The 19697-nt window shown below is 37.0% G+C and carries 24 protein-coding genes; 5 read left to right on the top strand and 19 right to left on the bottom strand.

Going from position 1 to position 19697, the window contains the following annotated elements; genetic code table 11:
• Positions 1-4: 4 nt before the first annotated feature.
• The 7 genes from hemH to ASE92_RS20505 all read right to left on the bottom strand — a co-directional run bounded on the left by hemH (position 5) and on the right by ASE92_RS20505 (position 5684).
• On the bottom strand, positions 5-1015 hold the full coding sequence (gene hemH, locus ASE92_RS20535) for a ferrochelatase (protein ID WP_056851996.1): 1011 nt from the start codon (positions 1013-1015) through the stop codon (positions 5-7).
• 95 nt (positions 1016-1110) lie between these two features.
• The gene (locus ASE92_RS20530; protein WP_056851995.1) at positions 1111-1785 is read right to left on the bottom strand and encodes a fatty acid desaturase; all 675 of its coding nucleotides are present in this window, start codon (positions 1783-1785) and stop codon (positions 1111-1113) included.
• An 84-nt stretch (positions 1786-1869) separates the two neighbouring features.
• Complete coding sequence (locus ASE92_RS20525) at positions 1870-2718, bottom strand: 4-hydroxy-3-methylbut-2-enyl diphosphate reductase (protein ID WP_056851994.1); 849 nt, start codon at positions 2716-2718, stop codon at positions 1870-1872.
• A gap of 12 nt (positions 2719-2730) precedes the next feature.
• Positions 2731-3405 carry a carotenoid biosynthesis protein gene (locus ASE92_RS20520; RefSeq protein WP_056851993.1) on the bottom strand — a complete coding sequence of 225 codons (675 nt, stop codon included), beginning with the start codon at positions 3403-3405 and terminating at the stop codon, positions 2731-2733.
• Positions 3375-4472 carry a glycosyltransferase family 2 protein gene (locus ASE92_RS20515; protein ID WP_056851992.1) on the bottom strand — a complete coding sequence of 366 codons (1098 nt, stop codon included), beginning with the start codon at positions 4470-4472 and terminating at the stop codon, positions 3375-3377. The genes ASE92_RS20520 and ASE92_RS20515 overlap by 31 nt, the downstream gene beginning before the upstream one ends.
• A complete protein-coding gene (locus ASE92_RS20510) occupies positions 4469-5092 on the bottom strand; it encodes a 1-acyl-sn-glycerol-3-phosphate acyltransferase (RefSeq protein ID WP_056851991.1) in 624 nt (207 codons plus the stop codon). The genes ASE92_RS20515 and ASE92_RS20510 overlap by 4 nt, the downstream gene beginning before the upstream one ends.
• Positions 5093-5177: 85 nt before the next feature.
• On the bottom strand, positions 5178-5684 hold the full coding sequence (locus tag ASE92_RS20505) for a phosphoribosyltransferase family protein (RefSeq protein WP_056851990.1): 507 nt from the start codon (positions 5682-5684) through the stop codon (positions 5178-5180).
• A gap of 128 nt (positions 5685-5812) precedes the next feature.
• Between ASE92_RS20505 and ASE92_RS20500 the strand changes: the two genes are divergently transcribed.
• Positions 5813-6517, top strand: a complete 705-nt coding sequence (locus tag ASE92_RS20500) for a head GIN domain-containing protein (protein ID WP_056851989.1) — start codon at positions 5813-5815, stop codon at positions 6515-6517.
• Positions 6518-6630: 113 nt separating this feature from the next.
• On the opposite strand, the gene ASE92_RS20495 is transcribed toward ASE92_RS20500, so the two are convergent.
• The 3 genes from ASE92_RS20495 to ASE92_RS20485 all read right to left on the bottom strand — a co-directional run bounded on the left by ASE92_RS20495 (position 6631) and on the right by ASE92_RS20485 (position 8802).
• A complete protein-coding gene (locus ASE92_RS20495) occupies positions 6631-7038 on the bottom strand; it encodes a hypothetical protein (RefSeq protein ID WP_056851988.1) in 408 nt (135 codons plus the stop codon).
• Positions 7039-7129: 91 nt separating this feature from the next.
• Positions 7130-8560 (bottom strand): 23S rRNA (uracil(1939)-C(5))-methyltransferase RlmD, encoded by a 1431-nt coding sequence (gene rlmD, locus ASE92_RS20490; protein WP_056851987.1) that lies wholly within the window; start codon positions 8558-8560, stop codon positions 7130-7132.
• A gap of 131 nt (positions 8561-8691) precedes the next feature.
• On the bottom strand, positions 8692-8802 hold the full coding sequence (locus tag ASE92_RS20485; protein ID WP_056851986.1) for a hypothetical protein: 111 nt from the start codon (positions 8800-8802) through the stop codon (positions 8692-8694).
• A gap of 211 nt (positions 8803-9013) precedes the next feature.
• Here ASE92_RS20485 and ASE92_RS20480 point away from each other — a divergent pair, with 211 nt between their 5' ends.
• Together ASE92_RS20480 and crtD are read left to right on the top strand one after the other, a co-directional pair.
• A complete protein-coding gene (locus ASE92_RS20480) occupies positions 9014-10717 on the top strand; it encodes a M28 family peptidase (RefSeq protein ID WP_056851985.1) in 1704 nt (567 codons plus the stop codon).
• Between the two features lies 1 nt (position 10718).
• Positions 10719-12200 (top strand): 1-hydroxycarotenoid 3,4-desaturase CrtD, encoded by a 1482-nt coding sequence (gene crtD, locus ASE92_RS20475; protein WP_056851984.1) that lies wholly within the window; start codon positions 10719-10721, stop codon positions 12198-12200.
• A 20-nt stretch (positions 12201-12220) separates the two neighbouring features.
• On the opposite strand, the gene ASE92_RS20470 is transcribed toward crtD, so the two are convergent.
• The 4 genes from ASE92_RS20470 to ASE92_RS20455 are packed head-to-tail and all read right to left on the bottom strand — an operon-like array spanning position 12221 to position 15576.
• The gene (locus tag ASE92_RS20470) at positions 12221-12766 is read right to left on the bottom strand and encodes a shikimate kinase (RefSeq protein ID WP_056851983.1); all 546 of its coding nucleotides are present in this window, start codon (positions 12764-12766) and stop codon (positions 12221-12223) included.
• Positions 12767-12826: 60 nt separating this feature from the next.
• Positions 12827-13882: an ABC transporter permease gene (locus ASE92_RS20465; protein ID WP_056851982.1), complete on the bottom strand. Its 1056-nt coding sequence runs from the start codon at positions 13880-13882 to the stop codon at positions 12827-12829.
• Complete coding sequence (locus ASE92_RS20460) at positions 13882-15033, bottom strand: BT_3928 family protein (protein ID WP_056851981.1); 1152 nt, start codon at positions 15031-15033, stop codon at positions 13882-13884. The genes ASE92_RS20465 and ASE92_RS20460 overlap by 1 nt, the downstream gene beginning before the upstream one ends.
• Entirely contained in the window at positions 15034-15576 is a 543-nt protein-coding gene (locus ASE92_RS20455) for a DUF1599 domain-containing protein (protein WP_056852024.1), read from the bottom strand. It abuts the gene before it with no gap.
• Positions 15577-15676: 100 nt separating this feature from the next.
• Here ASE92_RS20455 and folP point away from each other — a divergent pair, with 100 nt between their 5' ends.
• Both folP and cdaA read left to right on the top strand, forming a co-directional pair.
• A complete protein-coding gene (gene folP, locus ASE92_RS20450; protein ID WP_056851980.1) occupies positions 15677-16531 on the top strand; it encodes a dihydropteroate synthase in 855 nt (284 codons plus the stop codon).
• Positions 16532-16588: 57 nt separating this feature from the next.
• Positions 16589-17380 (top strand): diadenylate cyclase CdaA, encoded by a 792-nt coding sequence (gene cdaA / locus ASE92_RS20445; RefSeq protein ID WP_010602775.1) that lies wholly within the window; start codon positions 16589-16591, stop codon positions 17378-17380.
• Positions 17381-17492: 112 nt separating this feature from the next.
• Here cdaA and ASE92_RS20440 read toward each other — a convergent pair whose 3' ends face one another.
• From ASE92_RS20440 to ASE92_RS20420, 5 genes are all read right to left on the bottom strand, one after another.
• Complete coding sequence (locus ASE92_RS20440) at positions 17493-17903, bottom strand: BrxA/BrxB family bacilliredoxin (RefSeq protein WP_056851979.1); 411 nt, start codon at positions 17901-17903, stop codon at positions 17493-17495.
• Positions 17904-17999: 96 nt separating this feature from the next.
• Positions 18000-18467, bottom strand: coding sequence for a CCC motif membrane protein (locus tag ASE92_RS20435; protein WP_200926478.1), 468 nt, complete (start codon positions 18465-18467; stop codon positions 18000-18002).
• 2 nt (positions 18468-18469) lie between these two features.
• Positions 18470-18793: a DUF2752 domain-containing protein gene (locus ASE92_RS20430; RefSeq protein WP_056851978.1), complete on the bottom strand. Its 324-nt coding sequence runs from the start codon at positions 18791-18793 to the stop codon at positions 18470-18472.
• Positions 18774-19208 (bottom strand): YkvA family protein, encoded by a 435-nt coding sequence (locus ASE92_RS20425; RefSeq protein WP_056851977.1) that lies wholly within the window; start codon positions 19206-19208, stop codon positions 18774-18776. The genes ASE92_RS20430 and ASE92_RS20425 overlap by 20 nt, the downstream gene beginning before the upstream one ends.
• A gap of 71 nt (positions 19209-19279) precedes the next feature.
• Positions 19280-19693, bottom strand: coding sequence for a hypothetical protein (locus ASE92_RS20420; protein ID WP_157255807.1), 414 nt, complete (start codon positions 19691-19693; stop codon positions 19280-19282).
• Positions 19694-19697 lie beyond the last annotated feature (4 nt).

Genomic DNA, 19697 nt, shown 5'->3' with positions numbered 1-19697 from the left:
TAATTTATTTAACCATCCCGGCAAGTGCCTCAATAAATACCGGACTATCATTTAAACTTTCTACCAACTGAACATGTTCGCCACCTAAAGCTCTAAATTCTTCATGGTATTCTACTGTAATCTCGTAGAGTGTTTCTAAGCAATCGGCTACAAAAGCAGGACTAAAAACAAGTAAACGTTTTTTTCCCTCAGCGGCTAATTTCTTTAAAACATCGGTTGTGTAAGGTTGCACCCAAGGTTCTTTACCTAAACGAGATTGAAAACAAACAGTATATTTTTCTTTTGGTAAGTTTAATTCGGTCGCAATTAGTCGAGCGGTATCATGACCTTGAGCTGAGTAACAAAATTTATTTGTATCATTTAATGTCTGGCAGCAATCAGCATTTTTTAAGCAATAGCTTCCAGTATGATCACATTTAAGCAATTGCCTTTCTGGTAATCCATGAAAACTAAATAATACATGATCATAATTTTCTACTCCATGCTTGCGGGCATTTTCTGCAAACAGTTTAATCATCAACTCATTATCATGAAAGGAGTTGACAAAAGATATCGGCGGCACAGTTTGCCACTTGCTTACCAGCTCCATCACCAGTTGTATAACGGAACCAGAACTCGCTGAAGCATATTGAGGAAACATTGGGATCACTTGGATGCTTTCTACCAAACCTGCCTTTAGGTTTGCCAGCGCCGAAGCTATGGAAGGACTTTGGTAACGCATGGCCAACTCCACGTGGTAATCATCACCTAATCTTTCTTGCAACATCCTTGCCTGCAAGCGACTATAATACAATAGTGGCGAGCCATTTTCATTCCATATTTCTTTGTATAATTTGGCTGTTTTTGGGCTTCGGAACGGAACAATTATGCCTTTCACCAATAATGTTCTGTTTAATTTAGGAATATCGATTACCCTTTCGTCCATCAAAAATTGATCGAGATATTTTCTAACATCTGCAGTTTGTGGACTATCGGGTGTTCCTAAATTTACCAGTAAAATTCCCTTCTTGCTCATTTAATTTCAGAATATGTTTTGTACCGCAAATATCGGTTTTTTAGCGTCAAATTTGGTGTCGTAAGTATCAAGATTTGGTAAAAACCCTTTTTAATCTATTTAGTTTTATACAATTGCCACCAAGGCATATGCGGCTTTTGATGATGTTCTAAATGATAACCGAAAAAATAGCAAGTTATAAAAGCTATAAAATGATTTTTCTGTAAGGTTGATGCATGATACTCGTTGTCATGTTCCCCCCGGTGAGGCACATAAGTGCCGAAATAGAAAAGCTGAAAAGTACTGAGCAATGAGGGTAGTACCCAAAAAAGTAGCAAATTTTCTTGTTTCAACCAGATTTGAAGGACATTAAAAGCAACCGCCATAATAACCAACTGAATAATAGTTACATAATTTAACATGAAACGAAGATACCATCGCCAGAAACCATGAGGTGCAAAATCAGGATCATTGGGCGTGTGAACGTGATTATGATGATTATGGTGTTTCGAATAAAGTTTATTGTAGAAAAAACCTGCGTAAAGAAATACCGATAAATAGCCGAAAAAATTATTGATGCTTTTATTTGAGGAAATAGTGCCATGCATTGCATCATGAGCGGTAATAAACAAACCGGTGTACAAGTGCATTTGCACAAAAATCATCAGGTAAACTAATGGATTATTCCAAGCGAAATCCCATCTCAAAAGAAAATATAACGAAAGAAACCAGCATAAGATTACAATAGAAGCTACTATTACACCAAGAAATGAGCTTTGATTTTTTCCCATTGGGATACCACTAGTATGATTTATAGTTGAACTGCAATAATATTTAAACAGTTAACATTCAAAAAGGTTATCTAATAATCTAGATTAGTATTGCTCCAATGCATCCTTCACCTTCTCCATTAGCCACATTGGAGTTGATGTAGCGCCACAAATCCCCACTTTATCATTTGCTGCAAACCAGTTTTGATCCAACTCCTCTACATTGGAAACGAAATAGGAACTATCATTATACTTTTTGCAAACATCATAAAGCACTTTTCCGTTGGATGACTTTTTGCCAGAAACAAAAACGATTTTATCATAATTACTTACAAAATTTTCCAATTCTTCGTAACGGTTAGATACCTGCCTGCAAATGGTATCATTTGCTTTAACGTCGTAACCTCTGGATATGAGTTCATCTTTAATATGATAAAACTTATCAGTACTCTTTGTAGTTTGGCTATAAAGGGTAAATTTTGATGGAAGTTCTACCTGATCAAGCTCTGCTAAATCCTGGAAAACAATTGCTTTTCCGTCTGTTTGGCCTTGCAGACCAATCACTTCAGCATGACCATGTTTCCCAAAAATCAAAACTTGCTCGTCATCATCATGAGAGTTTTTGATCCTGTTTTGTAGTTTTAATACAACCGGGCAAGAAGCATCGATAAGGGTTAGGTTATTTTCTAAAGCCAATTGATAAGTTGAAGGTGCCTCGCCATGTGCCCTGATTAGAACTTTCTCATTTTTAAGGCCTTTCAAAACATCATGATCGATGATTTTCAACCCTTTTTTAGTTAACCTTTCAACTTCTTCGTCGTTATGAACAATATCACCAAGGCAATACAGATAGCCTTCACTTTCTAAAATATCTTCCGCCATTTCTATAGCGTAAACTACGCCGAAGCAAAAGCCTGATGATTTATCGATATTGACTTGTAAATTATAACCCATTATGTCGCAAAATTAAGCAAAAATATTTGTTCCGGTTGTCATGTATAAAACAACAAAAAAGATTAATTGCGAAACAAACATAGTAACACCGATATATTTCTGTTGTTTTAAACCTAAGGCATAATAAAACTTAAGCAATATCACGGAAACGATAAACCAAGCCACAAAGTTCTGGCCCGGAATTTCGTGAAGGTCCCAATGCCAATAATCAAATTTCATGGCTACGGGTTCAATAAAATAATCGAGTGTTACCAGCGCCACAGCACCCAATAATGATGCGATAATGGTATTTCTAACTTTAAAGGTTTTCATCATCTGGCCAATGCTGAAAATTAAAATCACCCAGTTAACGCCCATCAATAGCGGAACTGCTGCAATTTTATAACCTAATGTATCGCCATAATAATAGCTTCCGAAAATTTTACCCGTGTGTACGCCTAAAACTTCTACTAAATAGCCGCTGAGAAAAACGCCTGAAACGAATAGCAATAAACGTTTAACATCTGCATTGTAAGAAAAAATAATCACAGCAAACATTAACAACAAGTGGAATGGCACTAATCGGATAAAATAAGGTTGTGTAGCCGGAATCAAAAAGCCGATCATCCCTACCAAATGGAATATAACAATTATAGCAACTGCAATTCTTTTAATTTTTAAATCGCTTTGATCGTTCTGCCCTTCCATGTGCCTTGTTTAAGAATGTGTTTTTTTATAGAGATTAATGATATTATCAAGAAGAATAACATCTGTAAAGGATGTAAAATCAAATTTATTAAAACATTTTGTCCTGATAAATAAGAGATCATCATTCTACTTAAAATGATCAATGTTATTGGTAAGGCAAGCAGATCGAAGTTGAAGTAAAATAACAAAATGATTGGCCCCACAATTACCAAAAGCTGGTAAATTAGCAATATTAAAATGTTATTACCAAAACCTGCCAGCAAATTTTTACTAAAGCCTGAAAGGCACTCAGCAAGGTTTTTATACATGCGGCAATGAATCAGCTGGTTACCTAAAAGTGCTTCAGCGGTGTAATTTGATTGTTTCACCAATTTTATAATCTCTACATCTTCTACTATCTGTTTCTTAACCTGTTGATGCCACTGGTTTTCATGGTAGTTTTTAGCATTGAAAAACATGCATTGCCCACTGGCCGCGGCAAAAGCCGGATTGGCAGAGAACTTAACTAACCGCAGCGGAAGTAAATTTAACAGTATAAAATGCATTAATGGAACGGTTAGTATTTCGCCAAGTGTTTTCATAACCTGATTGGTAAAAACACTGAGCAATGCCAGCTGGCCAACTTCCATTCGTTCAATCAAACTGTTAATCAATCCACGTTGAATTGATTCATCTGCATCGAGGAAAAAAAGATATTTTCCGGTAGCTAATTCAGCCAACTGATGGCAAGCGTAGTTTTTTCCCAGCCATCCCGTTGGAAGCACTTTGCCCTTGACAGCCTTAAAATTTTGATTCTTATTGGCGAAGTTTTCGACTAAGTTGTAGGTTTCGTCGGTACTATTATCATCAAGGACAATTACCTCGTAATTTTTATAATCCTGGTGGCGAATAGATTCTAGCAGAAGAAGTATATTTTCAGCTTCATTTCTTGCAGGAATGAGTATCGAGACCTTATCGTGATAATGCTTAACTGTTCGTGGTAGCTTTGGATTAGATAAAAAGTTGAATACTGTTACCGAAAACCTAATCACCAGAAAAATTAAAACTGCGTAAATAAAAATTGTCATTCAGTAATTTGTGTTTGTTTAACAAGCGACTGATCGTAATGTTTATTGTATTCGCTTTTTAATAACTGCAAGCTTACGTACTCTTCGTTAGTCCAATTTTGCAAATAAGTGTAAGCAGAAGGTTTTCTTTTTGAAAAATAATCAATAAAAGTTGCGGCGAACACAACGTTAAGCTTCTTTTTGCTGGCATTTATTACCTGCATCACTCCTTTTTCAAATTTGACAGTTTTTTCATGATTCGAATGTAATTTCCCCTGCGGAAAAATAAGAACCAAATTTTGTGGTTCATCTAGCAGTTTACCAGCATAATCAAGTGTGGCCAATACATCTTTACCCCTCGTTTCTGGCGCAAAGGCTCCGAGGTATTTCAAAAAACCAACTTTTTTATAGTTATCAGCATTAACCAAAACATGAAATTGTTTCTTGAAAACTTTCTTATTGAGATAAAAGATAAAAAAACCATCCCACCAACTGAAATGATTACTCAGAATTAAAATAGAAGACGCTGTATTTATTGCTGCTTCATCATATTTATAGGCGGCAAAATCTTTCCTGATGATGAATTGAATATACCAGGAAAAAAAATTAAAGATGATTGTATTCTTTTTGGGCTGATACATGCATGAAAGTTGCAAAAAATTGAGGTGAATTGCAAACGGGAGTGTTAGATATTAAGGATTAAAGCGAATATTACAGGAATAAAGATTAACTTAAGTAAACCCGATCCTCTTCACCTTCTACATCCATTACCACATCTACATGTTCTTTTAAAATCGTCGCCAATTCTAAACCGACAAAATCTGTGGCTATCGGGAAAATTTTATGACTTCTATCTACCAAAACTACCGTACGAATTTTTTTATGTGGCGTATTAAGGAATACACCAAGGCCATAGGCTAATGTTTTACCACTATTGAGTACATCATCAACAATGATTACTACTTTATTTTTCCAATGGCTTTCATCTAAATCGGTACTGGCAATTAACTTACTGCTCTCTTTTTGTAAATCAATACGTAACAAAGTCAGCTTAAAAGAGGATATTTTCTTCAAAACCTTTTCTAAACGTAGCGCAAGTTTATATCCACGATCCCAAATTCCAGCCAGTACAATCTCTTTTTCGTTCAAATTATCCTCTAAAATTTGGTAAGCGATACGATCTATCTTTTGTTGGATTTGTTTCTTATTAAGAATAAGTAGTTGCGATGCCATTGTATAAAAAGGTTGAATACAAAAAGAACGATTTTAAGCCTGAAATTCAAACTATTTGAAAAATAATTTCGATTGCCTGCAACGTTTTGGATGTGGATGCGTCTAATCAATAACCAAAAACAAAACCCATGAAGTTATTTCTTAAATCATCTGCCTTTTTGTTCATTATAGTGATTAGCTATATGGCAAAGGCACAAGAGTCAAAAAATTATCCCGTAAAAAACTTTAACAGTGTCGGCGTAAGTAGCGGTATTGATTTGTATTTAACTCAAGGCGGTAGTGAAGCAGTTACTATAAAATCGGATGCGGAAACTTTGAAAGATCTTATTGTTGAACAAAACGGCAGTAACATTTCTATTAAGTTTAAGGATGGAATCAATTGGAGTGGGATGTTTAAAAACCGAACAATTAAAGCTTATGTTAATTATAAAACTTTAAACGCTTTAGCGGCTTCAGGTGGATCTGATGTTTTCACTCAAAATCAATTAAAAACGGATAAGTTGGCTATTCACTCTTCTGGTGGATCAGATTTGAAGCTAAATGTTGTTTGTAAGGATTTAACCATCCAATCTAGCGGTGGTAGCGATATCGATTTAAAAGGAAAAGCTGAAAATATGAGCATTCAATCAAGCGGTGGAAGCGACATTGATGCTTATGAATTTGTTACTGATTACGCCAAAGTACAAGCTTCGGGCGGTTCTGACGTAAGTTTATATGTAAATAAAGGATTAGAAGCTGCAGCCAGCGGCGGTGGCGATGTGAGTTATAAAGGTAATGCTTCTTTGAAGAAAACTTCAAACTCAAAAAGTGGCGATGTGCACCACGTAAATTAAGAACTTAGTTTAGTTAATGATAAAATTAGCCGCTTTGTGGATGCAAAGCGGCTCTTTTTCAATACTGATTTTACAGATTTTAATTCACGTATCGATAGCAATCCTTAAAGCCTCTATCTCTTGTTATAAGGATAATAGATAAAATTAGCGCCTTCGGGTACCACTACAAATACGCACATAAAATCTTCCGGCTTTTTGTAAACCTTTAAAAAAGCTTCTTTTTTATCTTTTTTGATGATCCCTTTTTCTACGAATTCTTCTAAAGTCGAAGCCTGTATTGTCCAATCGGTATTCAACTCTTCTTTATTCAGAATTAACTCTCCAATATTAACCTCATGTTGATGCGCAATAAAAACTGGATGCGCAGAAATTCCTTCCACCATAATTTCTATTGAAACCTCTTTAATGGCATCAGCATAAAATTCAAGGTCCTTTTCTAAACTTACCAGAGGACTCTCCTGCTTTTTCTGCGGTTGTCCGCTATCTTCTGGTGTTGCACTTAATAATTCTTCTCTATCCATACCTTAACTAGTGATTAAATTTTGAAGGAGTGAACACTGAATGTTAAAGGCAAATTGCCCAATTCTCTCATTCAATCATTCAATCATTTTATTACTTTAACCTTAACAAAACTACATTTTCTACGTGTTGCGTATGTGGAAACATGTCGACGGGTTTAATACGGGCGACATCGTATTTAGCGCTTAACAGTTCTAAATCGCGGGCCTGGGTTGCTGCATTGCAACTTACGTATACAATTTTTTCCGATTCCATTTCCAGCAAGCGCTGAACCACATCTGCATGCATCCCTGCCCTTGGCGGATCAGTAATTACGACATCAGGTTTACCATGAGCCAAAATAAATTCTGAGGTTAAAATGTCTTTCATATCGCCAGCGTAGAAAATGGTATTATCAATTCCATTCAGTTGCGCATTGAATTTAGCATCTTCAATAGCTGTTGGCACATATTCTACTCCAATCACTTGTTTTACATGCTTAGCAATGAAGTTAGCAATGGTTCCGGCTCCGGTATATAAATCGTAAACCAGTTCATCGCCTTTAAACCCTGCAAAATCTCTTGTAATCTTATACAATTCGAAAGCTTGTTCCGAATTGGTTTGATAAAAAGATTTCACCCCAATTTTGAAGCGAATGGCTTCCCCTCCTGGCAAACCAGAAGGCATCTCTTCGAAAATATGATCGCGACCAGCAAAAACATTAACGTCCTGATCAAAAATAGTATCATTTTTCTTCTGGTTGATGATATACAGCAGTGAAGTAATCTGAGGAAATTCGGCTTTTAGGAAATTCATTAAGCCATCCACCTGTTCTGGCTGAGGATAAGCAAATACCACTGCAACCATCACCTCTCCTGTACTCGAAGTACGAATAATCAGATTTCTTAAAACCCCTTCATGATTACGTAGATCGTAAAACGATAATTCATGTTCTAAAGCAAATTTACGTACGGCATTTCTAATAGAATTAGAAGGTTCATCTTGCAGATAACAATGTTGAATATCCAAAATTTTATCAAAACGCAAAGGAACGTGAAAACCCAGTGCATTCATATCAAAATCTTCATCCCGCTCCACATCAGTCCTTTCTAACCAACGTTTATTCGAAAAAGTAAACTCTAACTTATTCCGGTAATATCTATTTTTAACAGAACCTAGAATTGGCTCAGCATGGGAAGTATCTATTTTACCCAGTCGCTGTAAAGCTGCCTCCACATTTTTCTGCTTAAACTTCAATTGCGAATCGTAACCCATGTGTTGCCATTTGCAACCGCCGCAAGTTCCAAAATGAGGACAAAAAGGATCGGTGCGCAATGCTGATTTCTCGTGGATCTGATCGATCACTGCTTCAGCAAAATTCTTTTTCTTTTTAGTTAAACGAACGTCAACCACATCGCCTGGAACGGCTTTATCAACAAATATAACCAACTCATCGGCTTTGCCTACACCTTTTCCTTCTTCAGCAATATCAATTATATGTACGTTTGGAACTATTGTTACCGTACCTGGTTTTCTTCTACTCATTATTTTGCAAAGATAGAAAAAAGAGGCTAAACGTTGAAGATAGAAAGGTCAAAGCCAGAAAAACCTAAACACAGGGGTGTAACATTCCATTTGAACAGGAACTGTTCCTTCAGAAAATTGATTTGAAAAACTTATTTCCCAAAAATTTTAAATGCAGTTTCCCAGAAACCTTCAAGCCAATTAAATTTTAGGTCAAACTTTTCATCTACTAATACAGAAAACTCTAATATTTCTTTGCTCATGATAAAAAACCTATTTATTTGGACAATAATACAAAATTCATACCGAAAACCATAACGGTATTAATTAACTTTGTGTTAATTTTAAATCAGTTGGTTAAAACTTTATTTGTGCTTCAGATTTCATCCAAATCAGCGGGCATTTAGCAGCAAAACGGAAAACAATTTTAGTTACGACTAAATATTCTTAGTATCTTTCACCCTTTAATTCAAAATGAAAATAAGGATACTTTTCACTCTTCTTCTTGCGGGATTGGCAGGATTTGCTCAAAATACTACTGACGACTATTTTAAATTAACCAGAAATGGTTTCAAAGAAAAAAACGCTTACGAAACCACAGCTTTTATTGAGAAATATTTTCGCGTTCCAGGAAATAGCGGTTTTAACGCAAGTATTTATTATGTAGAAAACATTCTTAAAAAAGCGGGATTTGTTGCAGAAACAAAAAACGAATTAGAGGCACCCCTGACCTACCGAATTGAAAAGCGACCGCTCAAAAACAATACCTGGGAACCTATAGATGCGAGTGTAGAAATTGTTGGAGAACAGCAGCCGTTAATTTCTTTCAAAACCAACAGGAACATGATTCCTATAAACTGCAAATCTACACCCCTTGGTGGCGTTATGGCAGATGTGGTATTGGTTAACAATTTAAAACCGGCTGAGTTAGAAAAGCTGGATCTTAAAGGGAAAATTATTTTTTCGGAGAATCATCCGGGGCGATTATTGGCTATTGCTGCAAAAGCAGGTGCAATTGGTGTTCTTGGCTATTCCATGCCGAAATATACACAACCAGAAGTGCATCAAAGCTCCATACAATTTGGGAGCATGAAGGCCGATAGTGAAGTTTGGACTTTACTTTTATCTTATGCTGCCAAAGAGAAACTTAAGGCGGCTTGTTTAAAAGGTTCGACAAAGCTGAAAGTTAATATTCAAACCAAAATCTATCCTTCGGAAGAATTAACAATTGTAGCAAATGTAAGAGGCGCAGTGAAAGTTAATGAACGATTCGTTTTCAGTGCGCATGTGCAAGAACCTGGCGCTAACGACAATGCTAGCGGCGTAGGCACATTAGCCGAAATGGCCAGACTAACAGCCGAACTTTATCAAACGAAAAAGCTTATACCACAACGAACCCTAACTTTTTTATGGGGCGATGAAATTGTATCAACAAAACGATACATTGTTGAAGATTCCGCCCGGGCTAAAGGGATTATGTGGGGAATGAGTTTAGATATGGTTGGCGAGGATACCAAAAAAACAGGCGGATCATTCTTGATCGAAAAGATGCCTGACCCATCAGCGATTTGGACGAGAGGAACAGATAAACATACCGAATGGGGCGCTGGCGAAGTCTCGGAGAAAAACCTGTTTCCACATTATTTCAACGATTTTATTTTTGATATCTGCAAAGCACAAGGGAAATTTGCAAACTGGACGGTAAATTACAATCCTTTTGAAGGTGGAAGTGACCACACCCCATTTCTTCAAAACAAAATTCCAGGATTGCTGATGTGGCACTTCACCGATGTATTTTACCATACAGATAATGACCGATTAGACAAAGTTTCTCCAACGGAAATGAAAAACGTGGGCATTAGTGGATTAACTGCTGCTTATACCCTAATTTCTGCAGATGAAAATACCGCTCTAACCACCGTTAAACAGGTTAAATCTGATGCACTGATCCGTTTAAAAACCGAATTCGAACTCAGTAAAAAAGCAATAACTGAAGGCAAATTGGCAGCCGACGAAAAACACATTATAGAAGTGTGGAGCAAATGGTACGTTGACGCCTTGGCCACTATTAATAAAATGCCAGTTAAAACTGAAACCACCCATGTAGGTTCAGCAATAAAATTTGCAACCAATGAAATTGACAACCAAACAAAAGTTTATCTCGAAGAGTTGAAGTAAGATGCGTGAGCAAAAAGCCATTATTATCGGAGCGGGAATTGCAGGAATAGCTTCTGCCATTAGATTTGCTGTAAAAGGTTTTGATGTAGAAGTTTTCGAAGCCAACGCTTATGCTGGTGGAAAACTCGCTGAAATGAACTTTCAAGGTTTTAGGTTTGATGCCGGTCCCAGCTTGTTTACCATGCCACAATATGTTGATGAACTTTTCCAACTGGCGGGGAAAAATCCGAAAGATTATTTTGAATACGAACGCCTGGATGAAGTTTGCAGATATTTTTATGAAGATGGTTTACGGCTAACAGCGCATACTGACGTAAATAAATTCGCCGCGGAAATTGAAACGAAAACAAAATCCGACGCCAAAGAAATCCATCAGTTTCTTAGAAAAAGTGAAACCATTTATGAAGTCACGAATAAAGTATTTTTAGAACGATCAATTCATAAGATCAAAAGCTACTTGCACTGGGATACGCTTAAATCGGTCTTTCGTTTCAGACAAATAGATGCCTTTAGAACTCAGGCAAAGGCCAACCAAAGCTTTTTTAAAGATGAGCGAATTGTGCAGCTTTTTAACCGATACGCTACTTACAACGGCTCAAACCCGTATCAGGCACCTGCGACTTTAAATGTGATACCGCATTTTGAATATCATTTCGGCGCCTTTATTCCAAAAAAAGGAATGTATAGCATTACGACTTCATTGTTAAAGCTGGCAGAAGATTTGGGTGTTAAATTCCATTTTAACTCCCAAGTGAGCGAAATTGTCTATATCAGCAAGAAAGGAAAATTAGAGGTTGAAGGCATCATTTGCAAAGAACATAAAAGTGTTGCGCAAGTAGTTATTTCTAACCTCGACATTTGGTTTACCTATCGGAACCTACTAAAGAAATTCCCAGCACCAGAGAAATTATTAAGTCAGGAACGGAGTAGTTCTGCCCTGATTTTTTACTGGGGAGTTAAAGGGAGTTATCCCGAGCTGGATTTGCACAATATCCTTTTTGCGGCAGATTACAAAGCTGAGTTTGATGCCATTTGGAAAGACAAGGCCATTTACGCTGACCCAACAATTTACATCAACATCACTTCAAATTACATCAAAACTGATGCTCCTGATGGCTGTGAAAATTGGTTTGTGATGATTAATGTTCCTGCAAACGTTGGCCAAAACTGGGAGGAGTTGATTGCTACTGCCAGGCAAAACATCATTAATAAAATCAAGAGGATTTTAAAAGTTGATCTTGGGGAGCTCATCGTAGCTGAGCAAATCCTTGACCCAAGAAGCATAGAATCTAAAACTGGGTCTTATCAGGGATCGTTATACGGAAATAGCTCAAATAACCAGTTTGCTGCATTTCTGCGGCATGCAAATTTCAGTTCTAAAATAAAGGGACTTTATTTTTGCGGTGGTAGTGTTCACCCAGGAGGTGGAATTCCGTTGGCGCTACTTTCGGCTAAAATAATAGATCAGGATTTAATGAATTAGCTGATTAATAAATAAGCCAATTAGCTAATCTTATTTTTTATCGTTTCTTCCAACTGCTCAGCATCCAGATCAAAAGCATCAACGATTATTTTAGCCTTCGAGTAAAAAGGGTTGCGCTCTTCTAACTTTACTTCAATAAATGCTAAAAGCTCTTCATCGTTCAAATCTTTAATCAATGGTCGTTTTTGGCGGTTGTGTAATCGTGAAACCAGAGCTGCAGGTTCCATTTGGAGGTAAACCGTTGTTCCGTTGGCATTCATCCAATCCATATTATCGTAAAAGCAAGGCAAGCCGCCACCGGTTGCAACCACACAAGTCTCAGGATAATCAAAAGTTTTAAGCATCTCACTTTCAAAATTCCTAAACCCACTTTCGCCAAATTCTGCAAAATATTCGGCGATCGTTTTGCCTGATTTGCTCACAATTTCAGCATCCAGATCAACAACAGGGCACTCTAACCGGTGCGCCAACTGTTTTGCTTTGGTACTTTTACCGCAGCCCATATATCCAATGAGAAAAATTAATCCCTCCGCCCTTAAATGGGAATCTGATTTTCTATCCTTCATATACTACTTGTAAATTATGTTCTTCCATTTTGTGTTTCGATCAGTTTCGATGGTTGGGCGCTAAGCCAATTTTACTCTTGGATCAACGTAAGCATAAAGTATATCTACCAGGATATTGATTACCACAAACACAAAAGCGATAAATAAGATGGAGCCCATGACTACTGGAAAATCTGACATTTCTAACGCAGTTACAGTAGTTCTGCCTAAACCATTATAGCCAAAAATATATTCAACAAAGAAAGAACCGGCAAGTAATGAAGCAAACCAACCCGAAATGGCGGTAATTACCGGATTCATCGCATTCTTTAAAGCATGTTTGTAAATAATTGCGTTTCTACTTAGTCCTTTAGCTCTCGCTGTTCTGATATAATCCTGTGCTAAAACATCAAGCATAGCGCTTCTGGTAAGTTGCACAATGATGGCAAGTGGCCTCAAACCCAATGTTATCATTGGCAACCAGAGATTTCTTAGTGTTAAAACTTCGCCACTAAAAGGATCGTAAGAATACAGGCTTCCGCTCATTTTTAAACCGGTATAGTCGCTTAATACGAAACCAAAAAGCCAGGCTATGATGATTCCGGCAAAGAAAGAGGGCGCAGAAATACCCAGAATGGCGAAAGCATTGGCAGCTTTATCAATCCATGAATCTTTGTAAACGGCAGACAATACGCCTAGAAACACACCAATAATAGTCGCAAAAATCATTGCGGTAAGCGCTAATACAAAGGTATTAGGAACAGTTTCTGATAAGATTGCCGTTACATCGCGTTTAGTTTGGTAAGAGCTTCGCAAATAAGGCCACTTTAAGACTAGTGCTTTTTGATCGAATCCGATTAATTTTGCATAACGATATTTGGCTTGAGTTACACCATCATTGTCAAGAATGCTTATCGGTGAAAGATCATTTACATAAAGTACAAATTGCATGGGTTTTGAACGGTCTAAACCAAACTCTTTACGAACTGCCTCCAACGATTGCACATCAGCTCGCTGACCCATCGTCATCCGGGCCGGATCGCCCGGCAAAATGTTAAAGAGTATAAAAACAACCAATACTACGCCCGCCATCACCAGCAAGCCATACATCAGTTTTTTTATAGCATATCCAATCATTATCTATCGAAATATTTTCGGCTCAGTTGATCAAAGGTAGGCACATTGTGATAGTGCCATTTGTTAATCACTACGCCATTTTTGAGTAACAGAACTCCTGGGTTTGCCCGCACCATGCTTTTCAATGGAACAGCATCAGCGTAAAAAACCTCAGAGAAAAGGTTATTCTTTTTAATAAATGCTTCTGCATCCTGCGCTGAATTTGCCGTTAATAAAACCGTGCGAATATTAAACTGTTGCGTCGCATTTATTGCCAGTGCATTGAGTTTTCCAACCGCAGCCTGGTTGGCATTTTTTAGATCATAAGCAACGAAAATCAAACTATAGTATGGATTTTCAATGAGTTCTTTTGTATAATCGGTGCCGGAAGCATCAGTAATTTTTAAATCTTTTATCTTCGGCTCATAGCCTTTTTTAACCAGGCGCTGTACTGGCTCACCAACGATTTCCCAATTATTATCTTTCCAAATTTCAGTTTTTAAATAAGCCTTATCGCTCATATCTTTCTCTTCTTTGGTTTTCTTATTTACCAGATGATACATAATTTCATACTCATCTGGTTTTTCGCCTGGCGGAATAATCATTTGAGACGGGATGTGCACTCCGACTTTATATGGCAAAAAATCTATTATCGGTAAAACGTTATAAGTAAAAATTCCAAAACCTAAAGCCACCAGTGTGATGAGGATCGCGATATTTCGCTGAACAGCTAGCTTGGTAAAAATTGGTTTAATGTGGTGTTTATTAAAGAAAATAACCAATATCAAAGCCAGTAAAATTAAATCTTTACTAAACGACTGCCATGGTGTTAGCGGAATGGCATCGCCAAAGCAACCGCAGCTGGTAACCACCTTAAATGCAGCCGATACGAAAGTAAGTAAGGTAAAGAAAATGATAAGGACAAGTAGACCCCAGGCCACTTTTTTGCTCCAGAAACCTAAAAGCAGCAGTGCGCCAAGTATAATCTCAAGGGTGCAGAGCAAAATCGCAATCCCCGTTGCTGCACCACTCAAAAAATTTAGATGGAAAACTTCAAAATACTCCTGTAATTTATAGCCGAACCCCAATGGATCGTTAGCCTTTATTAAACCTGAAAATATAAAGAGAACACCAACGAAAATTCTTGAAATACTTAAAACTATATTTTTCATCTACTTTACGCCTAGTTTAATTAATGCAAACACGGAGTAGTTTAGCATATCCTGATAGTTTGCTTTTACACCTTCTGAAGCAAGTGTTTGCCCTTCGTTATCTTCAATTTGCTTTACGCGAAAAACCTTCATTAATATTAAATCAGTTAAAGAACTGATCCGCATGTCTCTCCAGGCTTCGCCATAATCATGGTTTTTTGCAAACATCAGGTTTTTGGTTTCCTCAATTTTTGAATCAAATTGGAGTTCAACCTCGCCGTAAGGCATTTCATTTGGGTCAGTTTCCGACAACTCCATTTGCATCATCGCAATAACGCAATAATTTACAATGCCAATATATTCAGAAATGATGCCTTCGCCTACCAGACTAACTTTTTTCTCCTCTAAAGTACGGATGCGTTGTGCTTTAATAAAAATCTGATCAGTGATTGAACTTAACCTTAAAATACGCCAGGCTGTTCCATAATCCTTGGTTTTTTTTAGAAATAAAGATCTGCAAACCGCGATCACTTCATCAAATTCTACAGCAGTATTTGTTTGTATCAAAATCAATAAATTATTAGTTTTAGTGTATTTTTGTCTAGATTGAACAAAAGCTAAAGATACATTTTTATAGCGAAACCCAAATCCCGAAGGCTTTATTATGTCAGAAAAAAACTTTTTAGAAGCCCAGCAAAGTATAAACGCTAAGGGACGAATAATTAATTTAAGTGAGCCTAAAGTGATGGGGATACTAAACATTACCCCAGATTCTTTTTTCGGTGCAAGCAGAACCAAATCAATTTATGAAGCGCTTTCCAGAGCCGAAAAATTTTTGAAAGAAGGCGCCACATTTATCGATATTGGCGGATATTCATCGAGACCCGGAGCTGTGGATGTATCGATCGAAGAAGAGTTATATCGCACTGTTCCGGTAGTTGAAGCCATTTCAACCATGCTTCCGGAAGCAGTTATTTCTATCGATACTTTTAGAGCCAAAGTGGCCGAAGAAACCATTTATGCTGGGGCACATATTGTTAATGATATCTCTGCTGGCGATCTGGACGAGGGAATGTTCGAGATGGTAGCCAAGCTAAAAGTTCCATACCTAATGATGCATATGCAGGGTACACCACAAACCATGCATCAAAACCCCCATTACGAAAACGTAACGTTAGAAGTGCTAGATTATCTGGCAAAAAAAATAGCCCAACTTCGAGCACTTAAGGTACACGACGTAATTATTGACCCAGGTTTTGGTTTTGGAAAAACACTCGAACACAACTACCAATTACTGAGAGAAATGGAAGCTTTCAAAATATTTAAACTCCCGATTTTAGTTGGTTTTTCAAGGAAAGGTATGGTGTATAAAGTATTGGGGACAACTGCAGCAGAAGCGCTAAACGGCACCACAGTTTTAAATACAATCGCTTTGCAAAAAGGAGCCAAAATATTAAGGGTTCATGATGTGAAGGAAGCTGTTGAATGTGTGAAGTTGGTCGAAAGGCTTCAGGGTTAACCTCAGATATGATACTGAAAATTGTAAACTGATAACTGTTTTAGTATCTTGTGACTGATGAAAGGTTTTGATTTTGATTTTCTTAAGGTATCGCCAACAGATGTGGTAGACATTGTACTTGTTGCAATATTGATTTACTACGTTTACACACTGATACGCAATACGTTGGCGGTAAACTTATTGGTCGGCATGTTTATTATCACAGTTTTTTACTGGATAGTAAAGGCCCTTCACATGGAGTTACTAACTACCATCATAGAGAAATTTATGAGCGTAGGGATCATTGCGCTGATTGTTATTTTTCACCCTGAAATCAGGCGTTTTCTTTTGCTTATCGGCAAAAATGCATTTCTGCAAAAAAATAAAGCTTGGTGGGGTTACTTATTTGGCCGAAAGGAAATTGAGCGGAATAATTTAACGCGAATAAAACCCATTATTGATGCCTGTAAAACAATGAAAAAAACTCGTACAGGAGCATTGATTGTGTTTGTCAAATTTTACGACGAACAGTTTTTTGCCAACAGCTGCGAGGTTGTTGATGCAAAAATTTCAAAAAGATTACTGGAAAGTATTTTTCAAAAAAACAGTCCGCTGCATGATGGCGCTGTTGTGATTTCTGAAAATAAAATCAAAAGTGCCAGTTGTATTTTGCCTTTAACAGATAACGACCAACTGCCTTCTCAATTTGGGTTAAGACACCGGGCTGGTATTGGTGTATCTGAAACTACTGATGCAGTAGCGGTAATAATTTCAGAGGAGACAGGAGAAATTTCTTATGCCAAACAAGGGCGAGTAAGAATGAATGTTTCTTTCGGTGAGCTAGAGAAATTGCTTAATAAAGATTTTTAAGAGAAAAGATTAAGGAGCAGAGAACCAAAAGCTAAAAAAGCTAGCAAAATAAAAGAGTAAGGATTTATAGACATTGAATCTTTAATCCTTACTCTTTCCTCCTTGTTCCTAACTAGCAATATTGTTCAAAAGCGCCAATCAAGTTATCGGCAATCATTTGTGCAGGCCGACCTTCAATTTGATGACGCTCGATCATGTGAACCAATTTACCATCTTTAAATAATGCCATTGCAGGAGATGACGGAGGAAAAGGCATCATATAGTTTCTAGCCTGATCTACAGCTTCTTTTTCCATTCCGGCAAAAACTGTTACCAATTTATCTGGATGTTTTTCGTTAGCTGCTGCTGCTCTTGCTGCAGGGCGGGCATTCGCTGCGGCACAACCGCATACCGAATTCACTACAACCAACACAGTGCCCTCGCCTTTAATGGCTTGGTCAACATCTTCTGCGTTTTTTAATTCTTGAAAACCTACGTTAGTTAATTCCTTACGCATTGGCTCTACTAAATATTCTGGATACATTATCGTTAGTTTTTATTTACAATTTGAATGGTACAAAAATAACAAAATCGGATGGTATGCACCATCCGATTTATATTTTTAAGGTAAAATTAGCACCTAGTTAAATCCTTTAAAAAATCTATCGTAAGCCTCTGGGTGGGTAATGGCACCAGCTATAATTAACACGAAGAAGATAATAAAAAGCAAACTCAATATCGTCGCAATCATCCCGCAGATTTTACCTGCTTTAGCATTTTTAAATGATGATTCAGTATACATTGTTGGGTTTAACTGATACTTTTTAACATCGCTGCCACCAAGTGCCCATGCAATGATACCAAATATTAAACCGAAAATACCGTAGAAACAACATGCCGGAAGTGCCAAAATCCCTAAAACTAAAGCTACCGTAGCGTTTGGAAGATTTTGCTGACCGCCCATTCCACCAAATTGACCAAATGGAGGTGGTTGCTGAAAAGGTGGTGGAGTTATTGGTCCAAAACCAGAAGGAGGAGTGTTGGGTTGTTCTGGTTTATTTAAATCAATTGGATTATTTTGTGGCGGATTTTGCTGTTCGTCTGACATAGTTAAGCGATAAGTTGATGGGTATATATTTTGTAAATGTAGTTGATAAACACAATTGCTGCAATACCTAAAAATGCGAATTTTATTACAGAAGCCCCTACTTTAAAATCAAATTTTAAATGAAATGCAGTAAAGATGATGATGAAAACTAAAGGAATGGTGGCCGGATAATACTTAAATGAAGCAAGGAAATCGCCTTCTAGAAGTGAAACTACGGACCGCTGCAAACCACAACCCGGGCAATCATAACCGAAATATCTTTTGAAAGGGCAAGCTAAAGAATGGTGGCTTAGCCAATCGATAAAACTAAGTTGTTGAAGGATCATCTAATTTGCCGATAAATTTCAATTGAGCATCTTTCCATATTTTGTACTTTTCCAGGTCTTTTAAAACTTGTTTATATACTAAATTAAGTACAAAAATATCATCCATAAAACCTAAAAGCGGAACAAAATCCGGAACGATATCCAAAGGAGAAAGAAAATATATAATTCCTCCCAAAATGGCAATGATAGATCTTTTTGGGATTTCGGTATAGTCGCCGTTTACATAATCTTTTGCCACGCCAAATAGCAAAACCATTTTAGTCCAAACCCCATCAAGATCGCTTTTGTTATTTATGGCTTTGCCCAAAGCATCTTTAATTGTGCCACTTGCTTTAGATTTGTCGTTCAAAATCAACGTTGCTCTGTTTTCAGATTTCTTAAAAAAATCTAAAACTCTCTTCCTGTTAAATCTCATAAATAATGCTTTACAAATTAACGTCCAAAAAAGTTAAACCATATGCTATTTAAATAAATAGTCAGCTTCAATTATTTTTGATCAAACAATAAAAGCAATTTTTTATCGAATGAAATCGGCACCAGCTTATCATTTGCAGTGTCTTCTTCAAATAACTGCCTTTTTACCGGATCAAAAATGAATCTGGCAATGATGGGCATCCGGTCAGGATAGCTTTCGTGTAAGTTAAAATCATAGGTTTTGGAATAGCTTTGTGAAGGATCAGTTTTAGGGTTTGGGCTAGATTCTAACATTACACCATAAGATGTTCCTCCATTTTTCTTGATCCTTTCAAACAAGCCTTTAGTAAGTTGTTTACATCTGGGCGAGGTTTCTACAATTTTATAAGCGATTTTTGCTTTTTTACTTTCATTAATCTGGGCAAATGTTTTTAAGCCAGAAGAGGTCAGAAAAAACAAACACAATATCAGTTGTTTAGCACTCATCATC

Source organism: Pedobacter sp. Leaf41 (assembly GCF_001422545.1).
In the GTDB taxonomy this organism is placed as follows: Bacteria; Bacteroidota; Bacteroidia; order Sphingobacteriales; family Sphingobacteriaceae; genus Pedobacter.
This window is presented reverse-complemented; position numbering and strand designations above follow the sequence as displayed.